Origin of the sequence: Edaphosphingomonas fennica (assembly GCF_003034225.1) — a bacterium.
Lineage (GTDB): Bacteria > Pseudomonadota > Alphaproteobacteria > Sphingomonadales > Sphingomonadaceae > Sphingomonas_E > Sphingomonas_E fennica.
This window is the reverse complement of record NZ_PHHF01000063.1, coordinates 1-25,302: the sequence shown is the minus strand read 5'-3', so window position 1 is coordinate 25,302 and position 25,302 is coordinate 1. Positions and strand designations below refer to the sequence as shown.

Here is a 25,302-nt window from a genome sequence, read left to right as displayed (position 1 = left end):
CTGTTGCTGCGATGCAACGCGATTCGTCGGCGCGACCCGCCGAAACCTTTTGTCGATCGGTGCATTTGACATACGATCCCTTGGATTGCGCGGGGCCGCGACTCGGCCCGGCGCACCGCAAATTTTTTCGCAATGCAGCGAGGTGCTGATGAACGCTCACGGGAAGCGGACCGGCCATATTGCCCTGATCGGCAATCATCCGCCGCGCATGTGCGGTATTGCCACCTTCACCGCCGATGTCCGCGCGGCTCTGCTGGCGGCGCGGCCCGATCTGGTCGCCGATGTCTATGCGATGGACGAACCGGGCGGCCTCCATGCCTATCCCCCGCAGGTCGTCTGCCAGATCGGGCAGGCGGATCTGGCCGATTATCGCGCCGCCGCCCGGCGCATCAACCAGGACGGCGTGGACCTCGTCTGCGTCCAGCACGAATATGGCATATTCGGCGGGGCCGCCGGAGCGCATCTGCTCCGCCTGCTCGATCGGGTGGAAGCCCCCGTGGTCGTCACGCTGCACACGGTGCTGGCGGACCCCAGCCCGGAACAGCGCTTCGTCATCGATGCGCTGGCCCGCCGCGCCGATCGCCTGATCGTGATGACGGAGCGTGCGCGCAACATGCTCCAGCGCGTCCATGGCGTGCCGCTCGCCCGTATCGCCGTGGTCGCGCATGGCGTGCCCGATCGCCCGATTGCCGATGTAGAGGCGGCCAAGGCGCGGTTCGGCTTCCAGGGCCGCAAGGTGCTGCTCACCTTCGGGCTGCTTTCCCCCAACAAGGGCATCGAAACCATGATCCGGGCGCTGCCCGCGATCGCCGCCGAGCATCCCGACGTGCTTTATGTCGTGCTCGGCGCCACCCATCCCCAGCTCGTTATCCAGCAGGGCGAGGCCTATCGCGAACGGCTGGCCGTTCTGGCGCAGGAACTGGGCGTCGAGCCCTATGTCCGCTTCATCAACGAATATACCGAGACGGACCAGCTTCTCGATTATCTCGAGGCCGTCGACATCTATGTCACGCCCTATCTGAACGAGGCGCAGATCACCTCGGGCACGCTGTCCTACGCGGTGGCGCTCGGCAAGCCGATCGTCTCGACACCCTATTGGCACGCCGCCGATCTGATCGCTGAAGGCGTCGGCATCGAAGTCGGCTTCGGCGACAGCGACGGCTTCGCCCGCGCGATCAACACGCTGCTGGCCGATCCCGAACGGCGCGAAGCGATGCGGCAACGGGCCTATGCGGTCGGCCGCACGATGATCTGGCCGCGCCTGGCGGATGCCTATCTCGACATCTTCGATCGCGCGATCGCGCCGCGTCCGCTACGCCTGCCGGTCGCCGGTCGCGGCGATCGCATCGCGCCTCGCCTTGCCGCGGTCGAGCGGCTGACCGACCAGTGCGGGATCATCCAGCATTCGGTGTTCAGCGTGCCGGATCGGCATCATGGCTATTGCGTGGACGACAATGCCCGCGCGCTGATCCTGATGCACCGGTTGGGCGACGCCCGCACCGAACGCAGCGAGGCGCTCGCCACCATCTATGCGGGTTTCGTCCAGCACGCCTGGAATCGCGATCGCGGCATGTTCCGCAACTTCATGGCCTATGACCGCCGATGGCTGGAGGAAGTGGGATCGGAGGACAGCTTCGGCCGCGCGCTCTGGGCCGTGGGCGTCACGGCGGCGGAGGCGCGCCGCCCCGATCTGCGCCGCTGGGCGAGGCATTTGTTCGATGAAGCCGCGCCCACCGCGCTCAAGCTGCAGAACCACCGCAGCCTCGCCTTCGCGATGCTGGGGGCGGAGGCGCTGCTGGAAGGCCAGCCCGGCCACACTCTCGCTTATCGCATCATCGAAACCTGCGGCCGCCGGCTGGCGCTGGCGCTGGCGGAAACCCGGCGGCCCGACTGGGGCTGGTTCGAACCGACCCTTGGGTATGACAATGCCCGCCTGCCCGAAGCGCTGATCCGCGCCGGCATGGTGCTGGGCGATCAGCGGATGCACGCCGCCGGGCTGGAGGTGCTGGGCTGGCTCGATCGCATCCAGACGGCCGAGGACGGGCATTTCCGCGCGGTCGGCAATGAAAGCTTCGAACGTCCCTTTGCCCCGCCGCTGCCTTACGACCAGCAGCCCGTGGAAGCCTGGGCGATGATCGACGCGGCGTTGACGGCCTGGGCCGCGACCCGCGATCCGCGCTGGCATGCCGCGGCCCAGCGGGCCTGGCGCTGGTTCCTGGGGGACAATGATCTCGGCCAGCCGGTGGCGTCGGCCGCCGACGGCAGTTGTTTTGACGGATTGATGCGGGACGGCGTGAATCTTAATACAGGCGCAGAATCGGTGCTGGCCTTTCAGCTCGCCGCCTGCGCCATGGCGCAGACCGGCCTGGTGTCGGACAGCCCCGAACGGCCCGAAACGGGGGCCGTGGCCGTCTGAGCCGCCCAGCCCTTCGGGGGGCTGGACGGAAAAGGCGGCCTGACTTGGCAAAGGGCGCCCCTGTCGGGCACCCTGCGGGGAGGAGTGCGGCGCCATTCAGCTCGATCTGATTCACACGCCGCTCCGGCTCAATGCCGATGCGTCCCGCGTCGTGGTGCGGCCTTTCCATATTCCCGTCGATCCGGCGAACCCCGCCGCCGGCCGTGTCGGCCGCATCGTTCGCCAGGTGCTGGCGCTGGATGATGTCCATGCGGAGGCCGAGCTGGCGCTGGTGCTGCGCGATTTCGAGGCGCGCCACTGGCAGACGCGCAACATGTTCAACAAGCGCTACGGCCAGATCGAGCTGGCTTTGGGGCTGGACGGCATGCGCATCTCGCCGGTCAAGCAGCAGCTGATCGGCGCCTATTTCTGCCACGAATATAGCTATGCCGCCGCCGCGCTGATGAACCCCAGCATCGTGCCGCATCCCGATCAGTCGGGCCTGTCGGCCGGCTCGCAGCGGGTGATCCTGTCGCTGCGCGCGGTGGGCGAAGGCCATATCAGCTCGATCGCGTTTCGCGAGGGGATACTCTCCCCCGGCATGCAGTTCGAACTCGCGCCCGAACCGCCCTTCTGCACCACCGCGACGCTGGAGCCGGGCGATCCCGAGCCCAACGGCCGCGTCCAGATCCACCGGCAGCAGGATTCGACGATATCGGGCACGCTGATCTTCCCGATCACGCCCGCGCAGAGCAACGGGCTCGAGGATCTCCGCCTCGTCCAGTTCACCCATGATGACGGCCGGGTCGAATGGATCGGCACCTATACCGCCTATGACGGCCGCTCGATCCGCTCCGAATTCCTGCGCACCTATGATTTCCGCGCCTTCCACATGGAAGCGATCGAGGGATCGGCCGCGCGCAACAAGGGCATGGCGCTGTTCCCGCGCACGATCGGCGGCCAATATATGATGATCGGCCGGCAGGATGGCGAAAATCTGTTCCTCATCACCTCCGACCGGATCGACCATTGGGACGAGGGCGAACTGCTGCTGACCCCGCGCTATCCGTGGGAGATGGTGCAGATCGGCAATTGCGGCGCCCCGATCGAGCTGGACGAGGGCTGGCTGCTCCTCACCCACGGCGTCGGCGCGATGCGCAAATATTCGATCGGCGCGGTGCTGCTCGACAAGCAGGATCCCTCGAAGATCATTGGCCGCACCGTCCAGCCGCTCCTGTCGGCGGCGGACGAGGACCGCGAGGGCTATGTCCCCAACGTCGTCTACACCTGCGGCGCGCTCCGGCACGGCGATCTGCTGTTCATGCCCTATGGCGTGGCGGACAGCTCCGTCGCCTTCGCCTTCGTGCCGATCCCCACGCTGCTCGAAACCATGGCGTAGGGCGGATCGGCTGGCGGATCGGTTACGAAGGGTCGTCACTCCGGACTTGCTCCGGGGGCCACCGTGCGACTGCCAATGTCGGTGCAAGCGGAGGGATGGATGCTGAAACCAGTTCAGCATGACCGGTTTGATAAGTATGCGGTCAAACATTCACGATAATTGAATTTCGATCGCTCCCGAGCCGGATCGCCGTGCCCCCCCGCTCGCCTCAACGCCCCGTGCCGTCGGCCGGCACCGCTTCGAACTTGCCGAGCACGCAGGGCACGCCCGGATCGCCGGGGCGGGCCGCCCGCACGAAATCGCCCCGGCAGAGTCGCGCGCCCTTCTTCTCGATGATCAGCGCGCCCGCCGCATCCGCCCGCGCCATGCCGGGGCAGGCGGCGCCGATCCGGTTCAGATAATGGGTGCCGTCCAGCATCACGAAGCGGATGGCGTCGTCGCCTTCGGCCCGGCGGCTCACCACCCGGTCGGGATCGATGCACGTCGCCACGGCCGGCGTGGCGGCCATTAGGGCCAGGGTGAGCAGCATATCGCGTTCCTATCGCTTCACGTCGCGTCCGCCCTCCCGGAAGGCGGCGAGCTCGCGCGGGCCGGAGAGGCTGAAATCGCCGGGGATCGAATGTTTCAGCGCCGCGAGCGCGAGGCCGGTCTCCGCCGCGGCGGCCTCGCCATCGGCCAGGGAATGCAGCACGCCGGCGGCAAAGGCATCGCCGGTGCCGATGCGGTCGATGATGCCGGCCACCTCGATCTCCGCCGTCTCGAACGCCGCATCGGGCGTATCGATCCGCGCGGTCAGCCGGTGCCGGTCGGCATCCTCGATATGCCGCGCGGTGGAAGCGATGCGGCGCAGGTTGGGAAAAGCGGCGAAGGCGGCCAGCGCCGCTTCCCGCCGCCGTTCCGGCCCGTCGCCGTGGAAGGCGCGGCCCAGCAGCAGGGCGATGTCGCGATGGTTGCCGAACAGCAGGTCGGCATGGCGGATCAGCTCGGTCAGGATCGCGCGGGGATCGCTGTCCCACGCCTCCCACAGCCGCGCGCGATAATTGCCGTCGAAGGATATGGGAACGCCCGCCGCCCTGGCCGCGCGCACCGCCTCCAGCGCCAGTTCCGCGCTGTCAGGCCCCAGGGCGGGGGTGATGCCGGAAAGGTGCAGCCGGCCGGCGCCGGCCAGCAGGGCCGGCCAGTCGAAATCGCCGGGCCGTGCCCGCGCAAAGACGCTATCGGCGCGATCGTAGAATATGGCGGAGGCGCGCACGCCGGCCCCCGGCGTCAGGAAATATAGGCCCATCCGGCCATCGCGCCGGGCGATGCCGTCGATGATGACGCCATGACGCCGCAGTGCATCGATCGCGGCATCGCCGATCGCATTGTCCGGCAGGATGGTCGCCATCGCCGCCGGCCGGCCGAGCTTCGCCAGCGCCACCGCGACATTCGCCTCCGCGCCGCCGAAGCGCGCGTCCAGCCTTTCCTCCTGCAGCAGCAGGCCCCGGCCCGTCGCCGAAAGGCGCAGCAGCATTTCGCCGAAGCACAGCACCGGCCCGGGCCGGTTGATCGAAGCCATATCATCCTCCCCGGCCGGCGCCTCAGGCCCGGCTTCCCTCATCGATATCCCGCATCCGCGCAACTTGACAGCGCTGCCAGACATCGCAATGGTAGCGCTATCAATTAGCGTCGCAAACGCACAGAGTCGAGAGAGGGGATTGATGACGGGCTTCCGGTTCGAGGCAGCGGCCATGCTGCCCGACGACTGGCGCGAGGGCAGCTTCCTGGGCCGCATCCAGACGGCCGAGGGGCCCAGCCCGGTGCTGGTCCAGGGCGGTGTCGTCCATGACATGGCGGCGGTCTTCCCCACGGTTTCGGAACTGGTGGCGCATCGCGCGTTCGATGCCGGCGCCGGCCGCGCGCTCGGCGATCTCGTCACGCTGGGCCTGTCGGCCGCGCCCGATGCCCCGCTCCGGCTGCTGAGCCCCATCGATCTCCAGGTGGTGAAGGCCGCCGGCGTCACCTTCGCCCTCTCCGCGATCGAGCGCGTGATCGAGGAAGCCGCGCGCGGCGATGCCGATCTCGCCGCCGAGGTGCGCGGCCGGCTGGAGGCGAAGGTCGGCACCGGCATCCGCTCGGTCGTCCCCGGCTCGGCGGACGCCGCCGCCCTCAAGGAGGCGCTGATCGCCGACGGCATGTGGTCGCAATATCTGGAGGTCGCGATCGGCCCGGATGCGGAGATCTTCACCAAGACGCCCGTGCTCGCCTCGGTCGGGTGGGGGGCGGAAATCGGCGTGCGATCCGATTCCACCTGGAACAATCCGGAACCCGAAGTGGCGATCCTCGCCGATGCCCATGGCCATGCGGTCGGCGCGACGCTGGGCAACGACGTCAACCTGCGCGATTTCGAGGGCCGGTCCGCCCTGCTGCTCAGCAAGGCGAAGGACAATAACGCCTCCTGCGCGATCGGCCCGTTCGTCCGGCTGTTCGACGATCGCTTCGGCATGGACGACGTGCGCGATGCGGTGGTGGAGCTTACCATCGACGGGCCGGAGGGATACAAGCTGCATGGCACCAGCTCGATGCGGCAGATCAGCCGCGATCCGGAGGACCTGCTGGCCCAGGCGATGAGCGAGCATCATTATCCCGACGGCTTCGTCTTCCTGCTCGGCACGCTGTTCGCGCCGACCCAGGATCGCGATGTCCCCAATCGCGGTTTCACCCACAAGGTGGGCGATGTGGTGACGATCTCCACGCCGCGCATCGGCACGCTCGTGAACCGGGTCAACACGGCTGGGGCCGCCCCCGCCTGGAATTTCGGCATCGCCGATCTGATGCGCAACCTTGTCGATCGTGGCCTCGTCACGGCGACCGCCCGGAAAGGAGAGGCGGCATGAAGCTCACCCATTTCATCAACGGCGAACATGTTTCGGCGGATACGCCCTTCGACAGCCTGAATCCTTCCGATACCGACGATGTCGTCGCCAGCTATCCGGCGGGCGGGCCGGCGGAGGTGGAGGCGGCCGTCGTCGCCGCGCGGGGCGCTTTTCCCGCCTGGTCGGCGTCGTCGCCGGAATTGCGGTCCGATCTGCTCGATCGCGTCGGCGCCACCCTGATGGCGCGCGGCGCCGAGCTGGGCGAGCTTCTCGCGCGCGAGGAGGGCAAGACCCGGGCGGAAGCGACGGGCGAGGTGATGCGCGCCGCGCGCATCTTCAAATATTTCGCGGGCGAGGCGCTGCGCCGCCACGGCCAGACCCTGGAATCCACTCGCCCCGGCCTCGATGCCTCCACCTGGCGCGAGGCCGTCGGCGTCTACGGCCTCATCACCCCCTGGAACTTCCCGATCGCGATCCCCGCGTGGAAAACCGCGCCCGCGCTCGCCTTCGGCAACACGGTGGTGCTGAAGCCCGCCAATCCGACGCCCGCCATCGCCCATGCGCTCGCCACCATCATCCACGAATGCGGCGCGGCGCTGAACGTGCCCAAGGGCATCTTCAACATGGTGCTGGGGCAGGGCGGCGTCGGCTCGGCGCTGGTCGATCATCCCGATGTCGCCGGCATCTCCTTCACCGGATCGCAGGCCGTCGGCGCCAAGGTGGGCATCGCCGCCATGGCGCGGCAGGCGCGCGTGCAGATGGAAATGGGCGGCAAGAATCCGCTGGTCGTGCTGGCGGACGCCGATCTCGACCGCGCCGTGCAGATTGCGCTCGACGGCGGCTTCTTCCAGACCGGCCAGCGCTGCACCGCTTCCAGCCGCGTGATCGTGGAGGATGCGATCCACGATCGCTTCGTCGCCGCGCTGGCCGAGCGCGCGAAGGCGCTCAAGGTCGGCCCCGCGCTCGATCCGGCGACGCAGGTCGGCCCGGCCGCCAGCGACAGCCAATTCGAACAGAATCTCCGCTATGTCGGTATCGCCACCGGCGAAGGCGGCCGGCTCGTCACCGGCGGCGAGCGCCTCAGCCTCGCCACGCCCGGCTATTTCATGAGCCCGGCGGTGATCGCCGATACCAACCCGGACATGCGCATCAACAATGAGGAGGTGTTCGGCCCCGTCGTCTCCACCATCCGCGCGAGGAATTACGAGGAGGCGCTGGAAATCGCCAATCGCGGCAATTTTGGCCTGTCCGCCGGCATCGTCACCACCTCGCTGAAGCATGCCCGCGATTTCCGGCGGAACGTGCGCGCGGGCATGGTGATGGTGAACCTGCCCACCGCCGGCGTCGATTATCATGTGCCCTTCGGCGGCACGCGCGGATCGAGCTACGGCGCGCGCGAGCAGGGCTTCGCCGCCGTCGAATTCTATACCCAGATCAAAACCGTTTATGTCGGAGACTGAGGCGTTGTTGCAGGCCCCCATCACGGCGGACAAGGCCGCCATCTACCCCAGTCTCGCCGGCAAGCGCGTTTTCATCACGGGCGGTGGCAGTGGCATCGGCGAAGGGCTGGTCGAGGCGTTCGTCCGGCAGGGATCGCGCGTCGTGTTCGTCGATATCGTCGAGGAACCGTCCCGGGCGCTGGTCGAGCGGCTGTCCGGGCAGGCCGTGCATGCGCCGCGCTTCACCCGTTGCGACCTCACCGATGTCGCCCATCTCCGCCAGGTCATTGCCGGTTACGAGCAGGAACTGGGCGGCTTCGACGTGCTGGTGAACAATGCCGGCAATGACGATCGCCATGCCATTGCCGAGGTGACGCCCGAATATTGGGACGAGCGCTTCGCGGTGAACCTGCGCCACATGTTCTTCGCGGCCCAGGCGGTGGTGCCGGCGATGAAGAAGGCGGGCGGCGGCGCCATCCTCAATTTCGGATCGATCAGCTGGCACCTCGCGCTTGCCGACCTGATCCTCTACCAGACGGCCAAGGCCGGCATCGAAGGGCTCACCCGCTCGCTTGCCCGCGATCTCGGGCGGGATAATATCCGCGTGAACACGATCGTGCCGGGCAATGTGCAGACGCCGCGGCAGATGAAATGGTATACGCCGGAAGGCGAGGCGGAAATCGTCTCCGCGCAATGCCTGGACGGGCGCATCCAGCCGGCCGATGTCGCCGCCCTCGTGCTGTTCCTCGCGTCGGACGATGCGCGCATGTGCACCGGGCACGATTATTTCGTCGACGCCGGCTGGCGCTGACATGGCCGCCACCGCCCCCCGCAGCGTCTGCCCCGTGGGCGCCACGCTGGGCGAAGGCCCGCTCTGGCTGGCCCGGGACGCGGCCTTGTGGTTCGTCGACATCAAGGGAAAAAGGGTCCACCGCTTCGATCCCGATCAGGGCATGCTGAAACGCTGGCCCGCGCCGTCCCAGCCGGGCTGGATATTGCCGATCGCGGATGGCGGGCTGATGGTCGGCCTGCAAAGCGGGCTCCACCGTTTCGATCCGGCCACCGGCACATTCGATCCGCATCTGGCGCCCGAACCGCACCTGCCCGGCAACCGCCTCAACGATGCGACCGTGGCGCCCGACGGCCAGCTATGGTTCGGATCGATGGACGATGCGGAAAATGCCGCCACCGGGCGCATCTACCGCCTGGCGCGCGGGCAGGCGCAGGCCGCCGCCGCGATTGATCCGGTGGTCATCACCAACGGCCCCGCCTTCGCGCCCGATGGCCGGACGCTCTATCATGTCGATACGCTCGGCGGGCGTATCCATGCTTTCGCGGTGGATGATAATGGGGCGCCGGGGGCGTCCCGCCTCTTCGCCACGATCGATCCCGCCGATGGCCATCCCGACGGCCCCACCGTGGATTCCGAAGGCTGCCTGTGGATCGGCCTGTTCGGCGGCGGCGCGGTGCGCCGCTATTCGCCGGCGGGGGAGCTGATGGAAACCGTGCGCTTCCCCGTCGCCAACGTCACCAAGATCGCCTTCGGCGGCGATGATCTGCGCACCGCTTATGCCACCACGGCGCGCAAGGGCCTCGACGAGTGCCAGCTCGCGGCGCAGCCGCTGGCGGGGGATCTGTTCGCGTTCCGCGTCGATGCGCCGGGCCTGCCGGTGCAGCCCATCAGGATAAACCATCCCGGCTGAGACCGGGGATTGCCGTCAACAGGGAAAGGGCGCGGGAAAAGCGCTCGAGGAGAGGAAAGAGGCATGTATCAGGCGCAGCTAGAGCGCGTGAATATGGCGTTCATCGCGGCGATCGTCGCGGTGGCGACTATCGGCGGCTTCATGTTCGGTTATGACAGCGGCGTCATCAACGGCACGCAGGACGGGCTGGAGCGGGCCTTCGATCTTTCGAAGCTGGGCACGGGCCTCAACGTTGGCGCGATCCTGGTGGGCTGCGCGGCGGGCGCGTTCATCGCCGGCCGGCTGGCCGATCGGCTAGGCCGGCGCAACGTGATGATGATCGCGGCGGTGCTGTTCCTGCTGAGCGCGCTGGCTGCGGGCGCGGCGGGCTCCTCGGCGGTGTTCATCATCGCCCGGCTGATCGGCGGCATCGGCGTCGGCGCGGCCAGCGTGCTTTCGCCGGTCTATATCAGCGAGGTGACGCCCGCCCATATCCGCGGCCGGCTGTCCAGCGTCCAGCAGATCATGATCATCACCGGGCTCACCGGCGCGTTCGTGGCGAATTATGCGCTCGCCCATTCGGCCGGCGGCTCCACCGCGCCCTTCTGGTTCGGCTATCCCGCGTGGCGCTGGATGTTCTGGATGCAGGTGATTCCGGCGGCGGTCTATTTCCTGGCGCTGCTCTTCATCCCGGAAAGCCCCCGCTTCCTCGTCGTGCGTGGCCGCATCGCGGAGGCGGAAGCCGTGCTCGCCCGCCTGTTCGGCCCGCACGAGGCGCGCCGCAAGGTGGAGGAGATCCGCGCCTCGCTGGCGGCCGATCACCACAAGCCCAAGCTGTCCGATCTGCTGGACAAGTCCACCGGGCGGGTCCGCAGGATCGTCTGGGCGGGGATCGGCATCGCCATCTTCCAGCAGCTCGTCGGCATCAACATCGTGTTCTATTATGGCGCGGTGCTGTGGCAGTCGGTGGGCTTCAGCGAGAATGACGCGCTGAAGATCAACATCCTCTCCGGCACGCTTTCGATCCTTGCCTGCCTCGTCACCGTCGGCCTGATCGATCGCATCGGGCGCAAGCCGCTGCTGCTGATCGGTTCCGCCGGCATGGCCGTGACGCTCGGCACCATGGCCGCCTGTTTCGCGACGGCGGGCTTCGTGGACGGCAGCCTGCATCTGTCGGACCAGGTCGGGCTGATCGCGCTGATCGCGGCCAACCTCTACGTCATCTTCTTCAACCTGAGCTGGGGGCCGGTGATGTGGGTGATGCTGGGCGAGATGTTCCCTAACCAGATCCGGGGATCGGGGCTGGCGGTGTCCGGCTTTGCCCAGTGGATCGCCAATTTCGCGATCAGCGTCAGCTTCCCGGCGCTGGCGGCCGGCGTCGGTCTGCCGGTGACCTACGGCTTCTATGCGCTATCGGCCTGCGCTTCCTTCTTCTTCGTCCGCGCCATGGTCAACGAAACGCGCGGCCGTGAACTGGAAGATATGGAGGGCTGATTCTTCTCTTTCGGGTTCGGAAGGGGCGTTCCGGCATCGGCCGGGGCGCCCTTTTTCTTTGGCGATTATGCCATGGCCGAATCGCCTGCCGTTATGCCGGTGCCTGGCCGCCTGATGATTCGCACAGCGGATGGAAGTGAAACCGTCGACCAGCGAGGCCGTTCGACAGTAACGCGGGCCTGGCCGGACATAAAAAAAGCCCCGCTGAAAGCGGGGCTTTTCGTCAAGCTAAGCGCCTTGCGCTCAGCGCCACTGACCGCCACCCAGGAGATAGCTCCAGATGTCCCAGCGCAGCGGCTGGTTGGCGTGGCGATTGTGACCCGTGCTCTTAACCATGATTGCCCCTCACATTGCGCGGGCAGGTTCAGGACGCCCGCGAAACGAGGGGTATCACTACCAATCATGGTTAACAAGATATTAAGTATATTAAGCCGCAGTTTCCCTTGCGTTAACTGGCAATTGGTTGATCAGGGCAGGCGCCGGCATCGGCCGGCCGGTATGGTAGCCTTGCACGAAATCGCATTGCATCCGCCGCAATTCGGCGAGCGTGGCGGCATTCTCCACCCCCTCGGCCACCACCTTGCGACCCAGCGAATGAGCGAGCTGGATCGTCGAATGCACCATGATCCGGTCGCCCTGGGATTTATCGAGCATGCCGACGAAGCTGCGATCGATCTTGATCTCGCCTGCCGGAATTTTCTTTAGATATTCGAGGGTTGAAAGGCCGGTGCCATAATCGTCGATCGATAGCTGCACGCCCATGGCGCTCAGCCGTTCCAGATTCGCGAAGGATTCGCTCTGGCTGGCCATGGCCGTCGTCTCGGTCACTTCCAGGATCAGCAGGCCGGCCGGCAGGGCGTGACGGGCAAGCGTCTGCTCCACCATCCCGATCAGGCCTGGCTTGTCGAGCAGCCGCGCCGAAAGATTCACGGCGATGCTGAACGTGTAGCCGGACCGATTGATCCGCGCCGCGAGTCCCACGGCCGAATCGAGGACATGCGCGGTCAGATTTTCGATTCGCCCGCTTCGCTCGGCGGCGACGATGAACTGACTCGGGAAGATTTCACCCTTCTCGGGATGCTTCCAGCGTGCGAGCGCCTCGGCGCCGATGATGCGATCATTGGCGAGGTCGATCTTGGGCTGGTAGGCGACCCAGATCTCGCCCCGCTCGATCGCCTGGTCGAGACGGCCGAGGAGAGACAGTTTCCACTGCGCATCCTCCAGCGTCGCCGGATCGAATGTCGCGCAGCGCAGGCCTTCCTTTGCGGCCTCGTCGGCCGCCACGAGCGCGCTCGACACGCGCTGCATCAGCGGGCGCGAGGAATCATTGCCCAGGCCGAAGGTCACCGTCACGTCGACAAGCTGGGCCGAAACGATCACCGGGCTGCGGAACAGGGCGTGCAGGCCGTTAAGCTGCTCGATCAGCATCTCGTCATTCTGGGTCTGCGCTACCCAGATGAATATCCCTTCGTCCGCCTGATAAATGGCGGCGCCCGTCGTGCCGAAGCTGAACCGGCTCGTGATCTGCTCGACGAGCTCGCGCTCATATTCCTGGGGAAGGGCGGTGGTGATTTCGGCGAAATTCTGGATCCGCGCGACGACCAGGGTGCCGAGCGCGGCTTCCTCCCTTTGGCGCAGCGCATTCAGATTGGGCAGGCCGGAGATGGAATTGGTGGTGCCCCGGACATGATAGGCGCGCCGCAGATTCTTGTAGAGATGAACGACCGCAACCACCGTCATGGTGACGAGCGACGCCATGATATCCGGGAAGATGTGGTGATGTTCCAGGAATATCGGCCCGATCAGGAAAAGCCCGTAGCCCCCCGCCAGCACGATCCGCGCATGTGTCCGGTTGCGCAATGTCAGGAATATCGCGGCGATCATTCCGGCCAGGATCAAAGGCGGCATCCAGCCCAGGGCGATGGGGCGGCCCGCAATCAGGGTTTCAGCCGCGATCACATGGAAGAACGCCGCCGGCACGAGGGCGTAGCCCGGCATGAAATAATGTTCGGCGCCCGTGGACGTCTGCGCGACGATCACCTTGCGCCCGGCGACGATCTTGCTGTCCCAGCGGCCCTTGGCGATATCCCGCGCGCTGACGACGGGGACGGAGCGCACGTCGATCGCATAGTCCAGGGGGAATTGCGCGCCTTCATTGCCCTGGACGCCGCTCAGCAGGCTGGCCAGCGATGGCATGACCCCCGTGGCGAGTTCGAGGGCATAAGGATGCGCCCAGATCTTGCTGTCCCGATCCACCCATAAATTGGTGTTCGCCATCGTGGCATGGCGGGTGAAGCGCGGCAGCGGCCTGGTATCCGCCTGCGTTCCGGCAACCATGTCGACGAGCAGTCGGGAAGAGAGGGACACATGCCCCTTCGCGGCGCGCAACGCATCCTCGAGCGCCGCGTCTTCTGCGGGCTTGCCTGGCGATGACAGATCGATATCGAGATGGATCTGCTTTGCTCCGGCGGCGCGCAGCTTGCCCACGATCTGTCCGATCTGGTCCCTCGGCCATGGCCACGGGCCGAGTTCGGCGACGCTCGGATCGTCGACGGCAACGACGACGATAGATCCGCTTGCCTGATCGGCGTGCAGCTTGCCCCTGATGGTCCGCGCGGCCATCTCGACCGGCAGGAACAGGCCAAGCGCGCCCACGACGAGCCCGATCAGCAGCGCCGCGCACAGGATGCGCAGGTTCGGCCCGTAGCGCGACCGGCTAATATGGAAAGGAGTCGACCCCATAGCTTTGTTCTGCCCTTTCGGGATGATCTTGAACAAAAAGTGTTAGGGAAATGGAAACGACGATTGCCCGCGGTAATCCGCCGATTTTGCTCCTTCGCCAGAGGCCGGCCGGCCGAATCGGCAAAGCCCTGCCATCATTGGTAAAACTTTGATCATTCTAGACAGATATGATCCGAAAGATCATGGGAATGCTAGGGCATCAGAGCGGGAGAAGGGGCATCAGGGGGCTGGCCGGCGCCGTTATCGCCATCTTCCTGCTGTGCGGATTCGCCCCGTTCGCGCATGGCGCGGTCGATTCGCTGAAGATCGGCGCGCCGCTCTGTTACGTCGTCACGCCGGAGGATCCCGGCGCGGAGATGCCGTCCCCGGCGGATTATCGGTGCCACGGCCGGCCGCGCGGCTATCAGGCCGGCACGCTCTGGCTGCACATGCCGGTGCAGGCCCGATCGGCCGGCGATGATCTCGCCCTGCTGGTCCATCTTACCCGCTTCGATCGCCTTACGATATTTTCCACCTATGCGGACGGCGCGGTCCGGACATTCGGGGTCGCGCGCGGCGATTTCGGCACGCATTGGCGCGATGGCGGCCAGATCGTCTTCCGCCTGCCCGATCGGGACGTGCCCGTGGCGTCGCTCACCATGCGCTTCGATCGGCTGGCGAGCCACGATCTGCTGCGGGCGCGGCTGATGCCGGGGAGCGAGGCCGACCGCGAGGGCACGCTCGTCGGTCCGCTGATCGGCGGCGCGCTCACGCTGCTGCTGCTCGGCACGATCTACAACCTGTCGCTGGCGCATGGCGTGCGCCGGCAGTTCATCGCCTGGCACGGGGCCTGGGCGGCCTGCGTCTTCATCTGGGGCCTGATCTGGTCGCAGCTGGCGCTGCTGGTGGTGCCGGGCATCGCGGGCACGCTTTCCTCGCAGATCTGCACCTTCCTTTCGACGTTGGCGATCGCCTGCGCAACCGCAAGCGCGGTCACCTCGCTCGAACGGTCGCTGCTTCCCCGCGCTCTGCGCATCGGCGTTCTCCTGCTGGGCGCGGCGGTGGCGCTGGTCGGGTTGCCGGCGGCCTTCGCCGTCGGCCCCGCGATCGAGCCGATCGGGCAGATATTGGGCGTTCTCATCATCGCGGATCTGCTGGCGGTCACGGCCGCGATCGTCACCGCCTGGCGGCGCGGCAGCGTGGAGGCGCGCGATTTCGCGCTTGCCTGGGCGGTGCCGATGGCGACCCTGGGGGCCACCCAGCTTTTGGACCTCAACGATCGGCTGCTGGGCGGCGGCGCGCAGATCGCGGTGCTGATGGCATCCGCTTTCCAGACGATATGGCTGTCCTTCGCGATCACCCGCCGCCTCGCGCGGCTCCGCATCGAGCGGGACGCCGCGCAGGCCGCACAGGCGGAGCTGGATGAGCTGGCCCGCCGCGATTCGCTGACCGGCCTTCTCAACCGTCGCGGCTTCATCGCCGCCGCCGGCGAGGCGCTGGCACTTGCGGAGCGGGAGAATATCGCCTTCGGGCTGCTCCTGATCGATGTCGATCGCTTCAAGGCGGTCAACGATCATTTCGGGCACGATGTGGGCGACAGGGTGCTGCGCCGCATCGCCGATCGCTTGCGGCAGTGGGAGGGCGACATCTGCACGGCCGGCCGGCTGGGCGGCGAGGAATTCGTGCTGATCGTTCGCGGGCTGGCCGGCCGGCCGCTGGCCGAATTCGCCGATCGCGTGCGGATCGGCATCGCCGGCCAGGGCTATGACGGGCTGCTGCCCGCCGACATGCCCGTCACCGTCAGCATCGGCCTTGCCGATACCGGTGCTGCGACGAGCTTCCCGCTGCTCTACCGCCTTGCGGACGAGGCGCTGTATGAGGCGAAGCGCGGCGGCCGCAACCGCGTGGTCATCCACGCCTCCGGCCGCACCGCGCTTCCGCCACGGCCCGCGCGCCGGGCCTGACCGGCTTCAGGCCGGATCGGGCGGCAGGCGCAGGATCTTGCCGGGGTTCATGATGTTGGCGGGATCGATGGCGCGCTTGATCCGCCGCATCAGCTCCACGGCCTCGCCATGCTCCGCCTCCAGCCAGTCGATCTTGCCCAGCCCCACGCCATGTTCGCCGGTGCAGGTGCCGCCCATCGCCAGCGCGCGCTCCACCAGCCGGGCATTGATGCGGCGGGCCTCGGCGAACTCCTCCGGCCGTTCGGGATCGAGCACGAAGGTGACGTGGAAATTGCCGTCGCCGACATGGCCGACGATCGGCGCGGGCATGGCGATGCCGGCCAGATCGGCCTTGGTCGCGACGATGCATTCGGCCAGGCGGCTGATCGGCACGCACACGTCGGTGGACCAGCCCGTCGATCCCGGCCGCAGGTTAAGCGCGGCATAATAAGCCTGGTGCCGCGCCTTCCACAGGCGATTGCGCTCCTCGGTGGTGGAGGCCCAGCTGAAATCGCCGCCGCCATTGTCGGCGCTGATCGCGCGCACCGTCTCCACCTGCTCGCGCACATGCGCCTCGCTGCCGTGGAATTCGAAGAACAGGGTGTTCCGCACTGCAAGCCCGGTGCCGGCCCAGCGGTTCACCGCGTCGATCTGCACGTCGTCCAGCAATTCGATCCGCGCCATCGGCACGCCGAGCTGGATCGCCTGGACGACGGTGTCGACGGCGCCCTGCAGGCTCTCGAACGGGCACACCGCCGCCGAGATGGTTTCGGGGATGCCGTAAAGGCGCAGCGTCACCTCGGTCGCGATGCCCAGCGTGCCTTCCGATCCCACGAACAGCCGGGTCAGGTCGTAACCGGCGGCGGACTTGCGCGCCCGCCCGGCAGTGGTGATGATCCGGCCTTCCGGCGTCACCACCTTCAGCGCCAGCACATTCTCGCGCATCGTGCCGTAGCGCACGGCGTTGGTGCCCGACGCGCGCGTCGATGCCATGCCGCCCAGCGTGGCGTTCGCGCCGGGATCGATCGGAAAGAACAGCCCCTTGTCGCGCAGGTGCAGGTTCAGCTCCTCGCGGGTCACGCCGGCTTCCACCGTGCAGTCGAGGTCGGCCTCGTTCACCGTGACGATCCGGTTCATGCCGGTCATATCGAAGCAGACGCCGCCGTGGATGGCGGTGATATTGCCCTCCAGCGACGTGCCCGCGCCATAAGCGATGATGGGGATGGCATGGCGCGCGCAGATGGCCACCGCCGCCGCCACCTCTTCGGTCGATCGCGGGAAGATCACCGCATCCGGCGTCCTGGCGGCATGATAGGTCTCGGCCTTGCCGTGCTGCTCGCGGATCGCGGCGTTGCGCGTGAAGCGCTCGCCCAGCAGCTCCGCCAGCGCGGCCAATCCCGCTTCGAAATCGGCGCGCGGCCGGGCTTCGGATTCGATCGACATGATGGGTCGCTTATACCCGATCCCCGGCCATGGAAACGCCGCGTCGCCGTGCCCCGCTCAGCTTGTCGATATGGCGAGGGAGACTTCGGTGATCGGCAGCGGTTCTTCCGGCATGCCGCCGATGCTCACCGCCATGCGCGAGGTGAAGTTGAAGGTCATCAGCGCCACCAGCATCGATGCGATCTCGGCCGGCTGGAACGTGCACGAAAGCCGCGCCGCGCCGTCCGGCGCCATGCCGGCCGGGAAGTTCAGATAGGCATCGGCCAGCGCCAGCGCCGCCTTTTCGCGGGGGGCAAGGGCGCTGTCCTCATAGCCGTCGGCCACCATCTCGGCGCGATCCTCGGAAAGGCCGTCGCGGCGGGCCACGTCATAGCGCACCGATTTGCAGAAGACGCAGTTCACCGTGCGCGCATTGCGCAGGCGGATGATCTCCAGCAGCGAAGGCGGCACCAGGCTGTCGCGCCAGACATGGCCGTTGAGGGCGATGATCTCATCCACCGTTTCGGGGATCAGGCCCATCGCGCTGTCGCGGATGACATTGCCGGTCTGGGTGCCGGGGCCGGTGGCGCGGGGCTTAGCCGACATGGGCGGTCTCCTTCGCAGGGGCGGCGGCCGTCAGGTCGCGCAGGCAGCGGGCGGCGCGGATGCGGCCGTCGATGCAGCCCAAAGCCTCGATCAGCATCACCAGCCCCGCCTCGCCGAAATGGGCCTTCACCGCATCGGCGGCCTCATCGGTGATGGATTGCGGGTCCATCCAATAATATTCGGCGAACAGCAGCACCGCCTTGTCCGCGGGCGAAAAAGCCGGATCGTCCAGCGCCGTGCCGGACAGGACGGCATCGCGCCGGCCGGGCGAGGGCGCATGGCCGCCCAGCTCGATATTGGCGGCGGCCTGCTCGCCGGCATCGCCGTGGAGACGGGCCATCGTCAGGCGGCAGAGTTCCAGCAATTCCGCCGGCAGGTGGTCCTGTCGCCACAATGTCCGCCACAGGCGGGCGAAGCTTTCGGCCGCCGGCCCCGCAATGGCGAGATGGGCGTCAAGGCTGATGCTGGTCGGCGCATCGGTCATCGGCAAATCCTCCTCATGGACGCCGGCATGGCCTTCTGGCCCGTCATCGAATCGTCCATGGCGCGACTATCGGCCTTTCGCCGGGGCAGGGCCAGCCGCCGCCCTTTGTCCGAAACCGGACAGATGGCGGATTGCCCATGGAGGGAATTTCCGTAAGATGGTTTATTTCGCCATCTATGTGCGAAATTTACCGATAGATGGTGGATATCATATCGGTAAAATCGAAAAATATGAGAATTTCCGGGGAAATCGAAATTGGCACGATCCCTGCTGAGTAGGAAAGCATCTGCAACCTCACTCAGGGAAGGGAAAGAAAATGACCATCAAGAACAACTCGCTCGCCGGCTTCGGTGCGATCGTCGCCACTGTCATCACCCTCGCCGCCGCCACCCCGCTGCGCGCCGAAACGGTCAGCCAGCCGGTCTCCTACAGCGATCTCGATCTGTCGACCGATGCCGGCGTCGCCACCTTGAAGAGCCGCGTCAGCCGCGCCGCCGACCGGATCTGCGGCCGGACGGGCAACGTCCCCACGGTGGCGAGCGCCCGCTGCCGCGCCAAGGCGATCGAAGGGGCGAAGGCCGATATGGCGATGGCCGTCGCCAAGTCCGATCTCCGCTTCGCCGCCCGTTGATCGTGCGGCTGATGCGAACCCGCCGTCCGGCTGCGAAAGCCGGAACGGCGGGCTCCATCGCCCGGTAATTCCCAGCAAATGCCCAGCCCACTAGCCGCCGCGCGGCGGGCAGGGGGTTGATCGGGGCCTGATGCCCCCCATATCCAGGGCGCCGACATGGTGCGCCATGCGCCGGGATCGTCCGAACCCGGCTGCCGCCCGAACCCCGCTGGGTGGGGCATGCCAATCCACCGGAACGCCAGACATGCCGTGGCCCCAAGGCCGCGCGTGTCGCTTCATCCGATAGCGTATGGGCGCCGCCGCCGGCATTTCCATAAACCAAGATGCGCGATCGAACGCGCCCAGGAATGAAATGCAGACCATCAATCACAAGAACGCACGAAACGAAACGCGCCGGCCGCCGATGCCGGCTTACGATCCCGCCATCCGCGCCGCCGGATCGGCGCTCCTCTCCCAGCGCGAGCTGCGCCGCATCGTCGCCGACATCATCGGCTGAATCCGCTCGCGGCCTCGCCGGCGACGGGCGCGGCTATTCCCCCGCGCCTTCCCGATACACGCAACGGAATCCGATATGGGAGGTCGGCGTGTCGATAGGATGCGCATGCCGGGCGGCGGGCCGGTAACGCCGGCAGTAGCTGGGCGCGCAGAGATGCGATCCGCCCTTCAGCACGCGGCGGGGGATGGGGATCGGATCGCCCGGCGCCACGCTTCCGGCCTCGGTCGGCGGGCGGGGCCGATCCCCGCCGCAGCAGCTTTTGGCGGCGATCCGCGCGCCGGGGAGCGACCACCAATCCGCCGTCCATTCCCACACATTGCCGATCATGTCGTTAAGGCCGTGGCCGTTCGGCGGATAGGTGCCCACCGGCGACGTGCGCAGCCAGCCGTCCTCCAGCCGGTTTTCCATGGGAAACACGCCCTGCCAGGTGTTCGCCATGGCCTTGCCGTCGGGCATCAGGACATCGCCCCAGGCATATTCCGCGCCTTCCAGCCCGCCGCGCGCGGCATATTCCCATTCGGCCTCCGTGGGCAGCGCCAGCCCGGCCCAGGCGGCATAAGCCTCGACATCGGCCAGCGCGACATGGACGACGGGATGGTCGTCCAGGCCGTCGAGGCTGCTTTCCGGCCCCGTGGGATGCCGCCAGTCCGCGCCGGCCGTATATTGCCACCATTGGGTGATCGGGCCGTGGAGGGCGACCGGGGCCGAAGGCTGCACGAACAGCAGCGATGCCGGAACGAGATTTTCCGGAAGCGCACCGGGATAGTCGGCCGGGTCCGGGGCGGTCTCCGCGACCGTCACATGCCCGGTGGCGGCCACGAAGCGCGCGAACGCCGCGTTCGTCACCGGCATCCTGTCGATCCAGAATCCGTCCACGCGGGCCGGGCGGCTCGGCCGCTCCTCGGGATAATGATCATCCGATCCCATCGTGAAGCGGCCGGCGGGAATCCAGGCCATATCGCGATCGGCCACGGCCGGCATGGCCCCGGCGGTCGCCATCAGAACGGCCCGATATGGAAGATGGCGCGCAGGATCGCGAACAGGCCGACGATCAGCAGGGCGCCGGCGATCAATGTCGTCGACGATAGCTGGAATTGCGCCATGTTGTGGATCAGCCCCAGCCGATAGAGGCGGTTGCGCCGTTCGCGCAGCATCCTGATCGAGCGCACATGGTTATAAAGGCCCAGGCACAGCATCACCATGCCGATGGCGATCAGCACCGCGCCGAACCGGCGGGGCGCGGCGCTCATCATCTGGTCCTTCAGATAATTCTCCTTCAGCGTCTGGAAGAACTGGAAGACGGTGAAGCCGAAGGCGATCAGCGAGAGCGAGGTGCGGACGACCGACATCAGCGTGCGGTCGCTGCTCATCTCCGTGCGGAAAAGCGATAGCGCGGTGCGATTGGAGGAAAGTTCCTCCGAAGGATCGCCGCCGATCAGGGAATCAGCGTCGCCGGGGGGAACGGGTGGTTCGTCCATATCACGTCTCCGATCGGCGGGCCGGCGCTATCGGGCCTTGGGCGGGGGCGGCGGGAAATTGGCGAGCGCCGCGTCGACCGCGACGTCGATCATCGCCGGATCGGGCTTGTTCCGGTTGATCTCCTGCGTCGCGGTGCCGTGCCAGACCGGCTTTTTCGTGGCGACGTCATATATGTCGATGGTCAGGGTGCCGTCGGTCACGTTGCGCACGTCGACATCGTGATATCCGCCCCAGCCATAGCCGAAGCGGGGGAAGAAGGGGCCGTAAGGGCCGTAATCCGTCACCTCCACCCTGTCGCGGGCGCCGAGCGTGAAGGCTATGGCGAAATCGCCGTTCGCCGATTGCGTGAAGGATCGGGCGGCGAGCGACCGGTCGATCGACGCCTTCACCCGTTCGAACAGCAGCGGGTTCATCCCCTGCGGAACGCCGGAAAATACCCAGCTATAGGATCGGTAGCGGCTGAAATCCGCCGTCGGATCGGAGTCGTAATTGACCCGCGGGGTCGATGCACAGGCGGTTGCCACAAGCAAGACGGCAATGCCGAACCAACGCTTCGCCATCGATTCCCTCCATGGCTTCCGGTTGTCGTCATTATGGGGCAGCGGAAGCCGCCATACCTATCGGGAAGAATACCGAGATCGCCTGAGATCAGTCCGGATGGCGCGGGGCGGCCATCGGCGCTGCGGGAAGGCCGGCCCCGCCGCGAGGACGATCGGGACGTTGCCGGGTCGCGGCACGGGTTTTCCCCGATGGCGAAGCGCGCGCGGGCAATCGAAAAGCAAGGGGAGGAGTGAAGGGTGCCCGCCCGATGGATGAAGAGGCCGAAACGATCGAGGCCGCGCAGCGGCGCCACGAACGGCATCTGGATCTGGCCGAGATCATCGCCGCGCTGGTGCTGTCGGTGGCGGCGTTCCTGACCTCTTGGGCAGGCTTCCAGGCGGCGCTCTGGGATGGCGAGCAAGCGGCCGCCTATACCCGCGCCGGTGCCGCCCGGGTGGAGGCGAGCCGGCTTGCCATGCAGAACGGCCAGTTGGAGGCCGTGGACCTCTTCCTTTTCTCGCAATGGCTCGATGCCGTGGCGCAGGAGGAGCCAAGGTTGCAGGCTTTTTACCACCGGCGCTTCCGGCCCGCATTCCGGCCGGCCTTCGATGCCTGGATCGCCTTGAAGCCGCTCCACAACCTGTCGGCGCCGCCCACGCCCTTCGCGATGACGGACTATGCGATGCCGTTGCGGAACGAGGCCGCGCGGATGGAGCGTGAGGCGGACAGGCTGTTCGCCGATGGCGAGAGGGCGAACAATATCAGCGACGCCTTCGTCCAGGCGACGGTGATCCTGGCCCTGGCGCTGTTCCTGGGCGGCATCGGCCAGACGTTCAAGCGGCCCAGGGTCCGGCTGGCGCTCATCAGCCTGGCGGCGGTGGCCTGCATCGTCGGGCTGGTCCAGCTCCTGCAGCTTCCCGCGCTGCGCCTCACCATGGGATGATGGCCGGTCAGCGCCCGTGCGCCGCGCGCAGGGCCGCGATCTCGGCCTGCGTCACCGCACCGTCCTTGTTGGTGTCCGCGCGCGTGAACATCGGCATGGGCGCCTTGGCCAGTTCCTCGCGCGTGACCTGCCCGTCCTTGTTGAGATCGGCTTCGGCGATCATCGCGTCCAGCCGGGCGGCGATCTGCGGACGGCTGGACGCGCGAGGGAAATCCGCCCGGCTGACCACGCCGTCGCCATTATGGTCGAGCTGGGCGAAATGGCGGGATCGCGCCGCCGCATATTCCGCCTGCGTCACCTTGCCGTCCTTGTCGGCATCGGCCTGCTCGAACGCCGCCGCCGGATCGCGCTGGCGCATCTGCGCCCACCTGGGGCGACGATATCGGGATCAGCAACCTCAGTTGCTATTCCCACGGCCTGATGGGGTATCAGACCCCGAATATCGATCGCCTCGCCAGGGAAGGCACGATGTTCACCGACAGCTATGGCGAGCAGAGCTGCACGGCGGGCCGTTCCTCCTTCATCACCGGCCAGAGCGTCTATCGCACCGGCCTGTCGAAGGTCGGCCGTCCGGGCGGACGCGAAGGGCTGCAGGCGGAAACCGTCACGATCGCGGACCTGCTGAAGAACCATGGCTACGCGACCGGCCAGTTCGGCAAGAACCATCTGGGCGACCGCAACGAATTTCTGCCCACCCTGCATGGCTTCGACGAATTCTACGGCAATCTCTACCACCTGAATGCCGAGGAAGAGCCGGAGATGTACGATTATTATCCGGAAAAGGATTTCCCCAACATCCGCAAGACCATCGGCCCGCGCGGCGTTCTCCACTGCTTTGCGCAGGACAAGGACGACACGACCGAGGAGCCGCGCTGGGGCAAGGTCGGCAAGCAGAAGATCAAGGATACCGGCCCTCTGACGAAGGAGCGCATGGAAACCTGCGACGACGATTTCGTCAAGCATGCCCGCGCCTTCATCAAGAAGGCGCATGCCGATGGCGTGCCCTTCTTCGTGTGGCTGAACACCACCCACATGCACATGTTCACGCACACCAAGAAGGAAAGCCTGGGCCAGGCCGGCCGCTGGCAATCGCCTTATCACGACACGATGATCGATCATGACGGCAATGTCGGCCAGATGCTCGATCTGCTCGATGAACTCGGTATCGTCGACGACACCTTCGTCATGTATTCGACGGACAACGGCCCCCATCGCAACTCATGGCCCGATGGCGGCACCACGCCGTTCCGCAGCGAAAAGAACACCAATTGGGAAGGCGCCTTCCGCGTGCCGCTGCTGGTGCGCTGGCCGGGCAAGGTGAAGGCCGGCCATGTCGCCAACGGCATCGTCCAGCATCATGACTGGCTGCCCACCTTCCTGGCGATCGCGGGCGAACCCGATGTCGTGGAAAAGCTGAAGAAGGGCCACGAGGCCAATGGCAAGACGTTCAAGAACCACATCGATGGCGTGAACCTGCTGCCCTACCTCACGGGCGAGGAAGAGGAGAGCCCGCGCAAGCTGTTCTTCTATTTCAGCGATGACGGTGACGTGCTGGGCGTCCGTTACGACAATTGGAAGATCGTGTTCATGGAGCAGCGGGTGCGTGGCACCATGCAGGTCTGGGCCGAGCCCTTCGTCCCGCTCCGCCTGCCCAAGCTGTTCAACCTGCGGACCGATCCCTACGAATATGCCGACATCACGTCGAACAGCTATTACGAATGGTTCCTCTATCACGACTATATCCTGTTCGGCGCCTACGGGTTGGCGGACAAGTTCGTGCAGACGTTCAAGGATTTCCCCCGCGTGCAGAAACCGGGCAGCTTCACGATCAGCGATGCCCTGGCCAAGCTGTCGGAACCGGCCGCCGGTTCCAGCTGAGCGGGAATCCGGCAATGGCGGGGCGGATGTCGGAAGCGGCCTTCGCCCCGTTGCCGTTCGGATCGGTATCGGTTGCGTGCGTGCCCTGACGATTCCGGCGGAGATCCGGCCTGTCAGCGCTGGTCGATCGGGGCGGCCTCATATCCCGGCGGATATTTCTGCCAGCGATATCCCGCACTTCCCTCCGCCCTGCCGAGCTCGAAGAGCTGGCGCATATAATCGGTATCGAATTCCTGGCGGTGCGGCACGTTGAAGCTGCTGGGGATGAAGGCCAGGTTGTAATCGATCCCGTCGCGCTGCGTGGTCACGTAGATGCGGTAGAGATCGCCTATCCCCTGCGTCTGGGTGAGCGAGGCGACGGCGCGCGCGGCCACCGGCAGGGTGCGCCGTTCGACGCTTGCCCAGTCTGGGTCCAGCCGGGCGTTGCGGATGATGTAGAGCGTGCGCTTGCGCGCCACGATATGGCCGTGCAGCGCGGCCTTCGCCGCCGGCGGATAGAGGAAGACCTGCGCGATCGTGCCGCCGTCGACATGCATTTCCTGGTGGCGGACGCCGTCGACGGTCACGTCGATCATCACCGGTGGGAAGGCGCCGGGGATCGACGCCGACGCCACGAGTATCTTGCGGAACAGCTCCGGCGCGCGGGGATTCTTGCTGGCGGCGATCGCCGTCATGTTCCAGATCACCGGCTCCAGCGCGTCCAGGTCCGCCGTGGCCACCAGCAGCAGCCGCCCCTTGGCATATTCGCGGGCGATGGCATCCAGCATGGTCTGGTCGACATAGCGTTCCACAAGCTGCATCAGCGGCGTCGAATCCTGTAGCGCGACGATTACGGAGTCCGGTCGGCGTCAATTTTGATGGCCGATAGGTGGCCGCGCCGGTTGGTGAATTCTGG

The 25,302-nt window shown here is 66.7% G+C and carries 23 protein-coding genes; 12 read left to right on the top strand and 11 right to left on the bottom strand.

Features of this window, described 5'->3' with window-relative positions; all coding sequences use genetic code 11:
- The first annotated feature begins 148 nt into the window (after window positions 1-148).
- Both CV103_RS14785 and CV103_RS14780 read left to right on the top strand, forming a co-directional pair.
- Complete coding sequence (locus CV103_RS14785) at window positions 149-2,416, top strand: glycosyltransferase family 4 protein (protein ID WP_107395382.1); 2,268 nt, start codon at window positions 149-151, stop codon at window positions 2,414-2,416.
- Between the two features lie 151 nt (window positions 2,417-2,567).
- On the top strand, window positions 2,568-3,794 hold the full coding sequence (locus CV103_RS14780; protein ID WP_015459271.1) for a glycoside hydrolase family 130 protein: 1,227 nt from the start codon (window positions 2,568-2,570) through the stop codon (window positions 3,792-3,794).
- Between the two features lie 208 nt (window positions 3,795-4,002).
- On the opposite strand, the gene CV103_RS14775 is transcribed toward CV103_RS14780, so the two are convergent.
- Together CV103_RS14775 and CV103_RS14770 are read right to left on the bottom strand one after the other, a co-directional pair.
- Window positions 4,003-4,323 (bottom strand): hypothetical protein, encoded by a 321-nt coding sequence (locus CV103_RS14775; RefSeq protein WP_146163439.1) that lies wholly within the window; start codon window positions 4,321-4,323, stop codon window positions 4,003-4,005.
- A gap of 9 nt (window positions 4,324-4,332) precedes the next feature.
- Window positions 4,333-5,352, bottom strand: a complete 1,020-nt coding sequence (locus CV103_RS14770; RefSeq protein WP_107395380.1) for a sugar kinase — start codon at window positions 5,350-5,352, stop codon at window positions 4,333-4,335.
- A 142-nt stretch (window positions 5,353-5,494) separates the two neighbouring features.
- Here CV103_RS14770 and CV103_RS14765 point away from each other — a divergent pair, with 142 nt between their 5' ends.
- The 5 genes from CV103_RS14765 to CV103_RS14745 all read left to right on the top strand — a co-directional run bounded on the left by CV103_RS14765 (window position 5,495) and on the right by CV103_RS14745 (window position 11,264).
- Window positions 5,495-6,670, top strand: coding sequence for a fumarylacetoacetate hydrolase family protein (locus CV103_RS14765; protein WP_107395379.1), 1,176 nt, complete (start codon window positions 5,495-5,497; stop codon window positions 6,668-6,670).
- Window positions 6,667-8,109 (top strand): aldehyde dehydrogenase family protein, encoded by a 1,443-nt coding sequence (locus CV103_RS14760; RefSeq protein WP_107395378.1) that lies wholly within the window; start codon window positions 6,667-6,669, stop codon window positions 8,107-8,109. The genes CV103_RS14765 and CV103_RS14760 overlap by 4 nt, the downstream gene beginning before the upstream one ends.
- A gap of 4 nt (window positions 8,110-8,113) precedes the next feature.
- On the top strand, window positions 8,114-8,899 hold the full coding sequence (gene xylB, locus CV103_RS14755) for a D-xylose 1-dehydrogenase (RefSeq protein WP_245896864.1): 786 nt from the start codon (window positions 8,114-8,116) through the stop codon (window positions 8,897-8,899).
- A gap of 1 nt (window position 8,900) precedes the next feature.
- Window positions 8,901-9,791: an SMP-30/gluconolactonase/LRE family protein gene (locus CV103_RS14750; protein WP_107395376.1), complete on the top strand. Its 891-nt coding sequence runs from the start codon at window positions 8,901-8,903 to the stop codon at window positions 9,789-9,791.
- Between the two features lie 63 nt (window positions 9,792-9,854).
- The gene (locus tag CV103_RS14745; protein ID WP_107395375.1) at window positions 9,855-11,264 is read left to right on the top strand and encodes a sugar porter family MFS transporter; all 1,410 of its coding nucleotides are present in this window, start codon (window positions 9,855-9,857) and stop codon (window positions 11,262-11,264) included.
- A 426-nt stretch (window positions 11,265-11,690) separates the two neighbouring features.
- On the opposite strand, the gene CV103_RS14740 is transcribed toward CV103_RS14745, so the two are convergent.
- Complete coding sequence (locus tag CV103_RS14740) at window positions 11,691-14,006, bottom strand: EAL domain-containing protein (RefSeq protein ID WP_107395374.1); 2,316 nt, start codon at window positions 14,004-14,006, stop codon at window positions 11,691-11,693.
- Window positions 14,007-14,194: 188 nt separating this feature from the next.
- Here CV103_RS14740 and CV103_RS14735 point away from each other — a divergent pair, with 188 nt between their 5' ends.
- A complete protein-coding gene (locus CV103_RS14735; protein WP_070935423.1) occupies window positions 14,195-15,949 on the top strand; it encodes a sensor domain-containing diguanylate cyclase in 1,755 nt (584 codons plus the stop codon).
- A gap of 6 nt (window positions 15,950-15,955) precedes the next feature.
- Here CV103_RS14735 and CV103_RS14730 read toward each other — a convergent pair whose 3' ends face one another.
- From CV103_RS14730 to CV103_RS14720, 3 genes are read right to left on the bottom strand one after another with little or no spacing between them, the layout of a single operon-like run.
- Window positions 15,956-17,371, bottom strand: coding sequence for an FAD-binding oxidoreductase (locus tag CV103_RS14730; protein ID WP_107395373.1), 1,416 nt, complete (start codon window positions 17,369-17,371; stop codon window positions 15,956-15,958).
- Window positions 17,372-17,428: 57 nt separating this feature from the next.
- Complete coding sequence (locus CV103_RS14725; RefSeq protein ID WP_070932307.1) at window positions 17,429-17,956, bottom strand: carboxymuconolactone decarboxylase family protein; 528 nt, start codon at window positions 17,954-17,956, stop codon at window positions 17,429-17,431.
- On the bottom strand, window positions 17,946-18,440 hold the full coding sequence (locus CV103_RS14720; RefSeq protein ID WP_107395372.1) for a carboxymuconolactone decarboxylase family protein: 495 nt from the start codon (window positions 18,438-18,440) through the stop codon (window positions 17,946-17,948). The genes CV103_RS14725 and CV103_RS14720 overlap by 11 nt, the downstream gene beginning before the upstream one ends.
- Before the next feature lie 316 nt (window positions 18,441-18,756).
- Here CV103_RS14720 and CV103_RS14715 point away from each other — a divergent pair, with 316 nt between their 5' ends.
- A complete protein-coding gene (locus CV103_RS14715) occupies window positions 18,757-19,071 on the top strand; it encodes a UrcA family protein (protein WP_107395371.1) in 315 nt (104 codons plus the stop codon).
- Window positions 19,072-19,423: 352 nt separating this feature from the next.
- On the top strand, window positions 19,424-19,567 hold the full coding sequence (locus CV103_RS22510) for a hypothetical protein (RefSeq protein ID WP_170112644.1): 144 nt from the start codon (window positions 19,424-19,426) through the stop codon (window positions 19,565-19,567).
- Between the two features lie 33 nt (window positions 19,568-19,600).
- Here CV103_RS22510 and CV103_RS14705 read toward each other — a convergent pair whose 3' ends face one another.
- Genes CV103_RS14705 through CV103_RS14695 form a run of 3 tightly spaced genes read right to left on the bottom strand, consistent with a single transcriptional unit; the run spans window position 19,601 to window position 21,606 of the window.
- A complete protein-coding gene (locus tag CV103_RS14705) occupies window positions 19,601-20,566 on the bottom strand; it encodes a formylglycine-generating enzyme family protein (RefSeq protein ID WP_245896863.1) in 966 nt (321 codons plus the stop codon).
- A complete protein-coding gene (locus CV103_RS14700; protein ID WP_015459287.1) occupies window positions 20,566-21,045 on the bottom strand; it encodes a YidH family protein in 480 nt (159 codons plus the stop codon). Before CV103_RS14700 ends, CV103_RS14705 begins: the two co-directional genes overlap by 1 nt.
- Before the next feature lie 27 nt (window positions 21,046-21,072).
- Window positions 21,073-21,606, bottom strand: a complete 534-nt coding sequence (locus tag CV103_RS14695; RefSeq protein WP_107395370.1) for a DUF4136 domain-containing protein — start codon at window positions 21,604-21,606, stop codon at window positions 21,073-21,075.
- 248 nt (window positions 21,607-21,854) lie between these two features.
- Between CV103_RS14695 and CV103_RS14690 the strand changes: the two genes are divergently transcribed.
- A complete protein-coding gene (locus tag CV103_RS14690; RefSeq protein ID WP_015459289.1) occupies window positions 21,855-22,529 on the top strand; it encodes a hypothetical protein in 675 nt (224 codons plus the stop codon).
- Window positions 22,530-22,536: 7 nt separating this feature from the next.
- On the opposite strand, the gene CV103_RS14685 is transcribed toward CV103_RS14690, so the two are convergent.
- A complete protein-coding gene (locus CV103_RS14685) occupies window positions 22,537-22,887 on the bottom strand; it encodes an EF-hand domain-containing protein (protein WP_107395369.1) in 351 nt (116 codons plus the stop codon).
- 23 nt (window positions 22,888-22,910) lie between these two features.
- Here CV103_RS14685 and CV103_RS14680 point away from each other — a divergent pair, with 23 nt between their 5' ends.
- Window positions 22,911-24,407, top strand: a complete 1,497-nt coding sequence (locus tag CV103_RS14680) for an arylsulfatase (RefSeq protein ID WP_107395368.1) — start codon at window positions 22,911-22,913, stop codon at window positions 24,405-24,407.
- 113 nt (window positions 24,408-24,520) lie between these two features.
- On the opposite strand, the gene CV103_RS14675 is transcribed toward CV103_RS14680, so the two are convergent.
- Window positions 24,521-25,207, bottom strand: coding sequence for a patatin-like phospholipase domain-containing protein (locus CV103_RS14675; RefSeq protein WP_107395367.1), 687 nt, complete (start codon window positions 25,205-25,207; stop codon window positions 24,521-24,523).
- Between the last annotated feature and the right edge of the window lie 95 nt (window positions 25,208-25,302).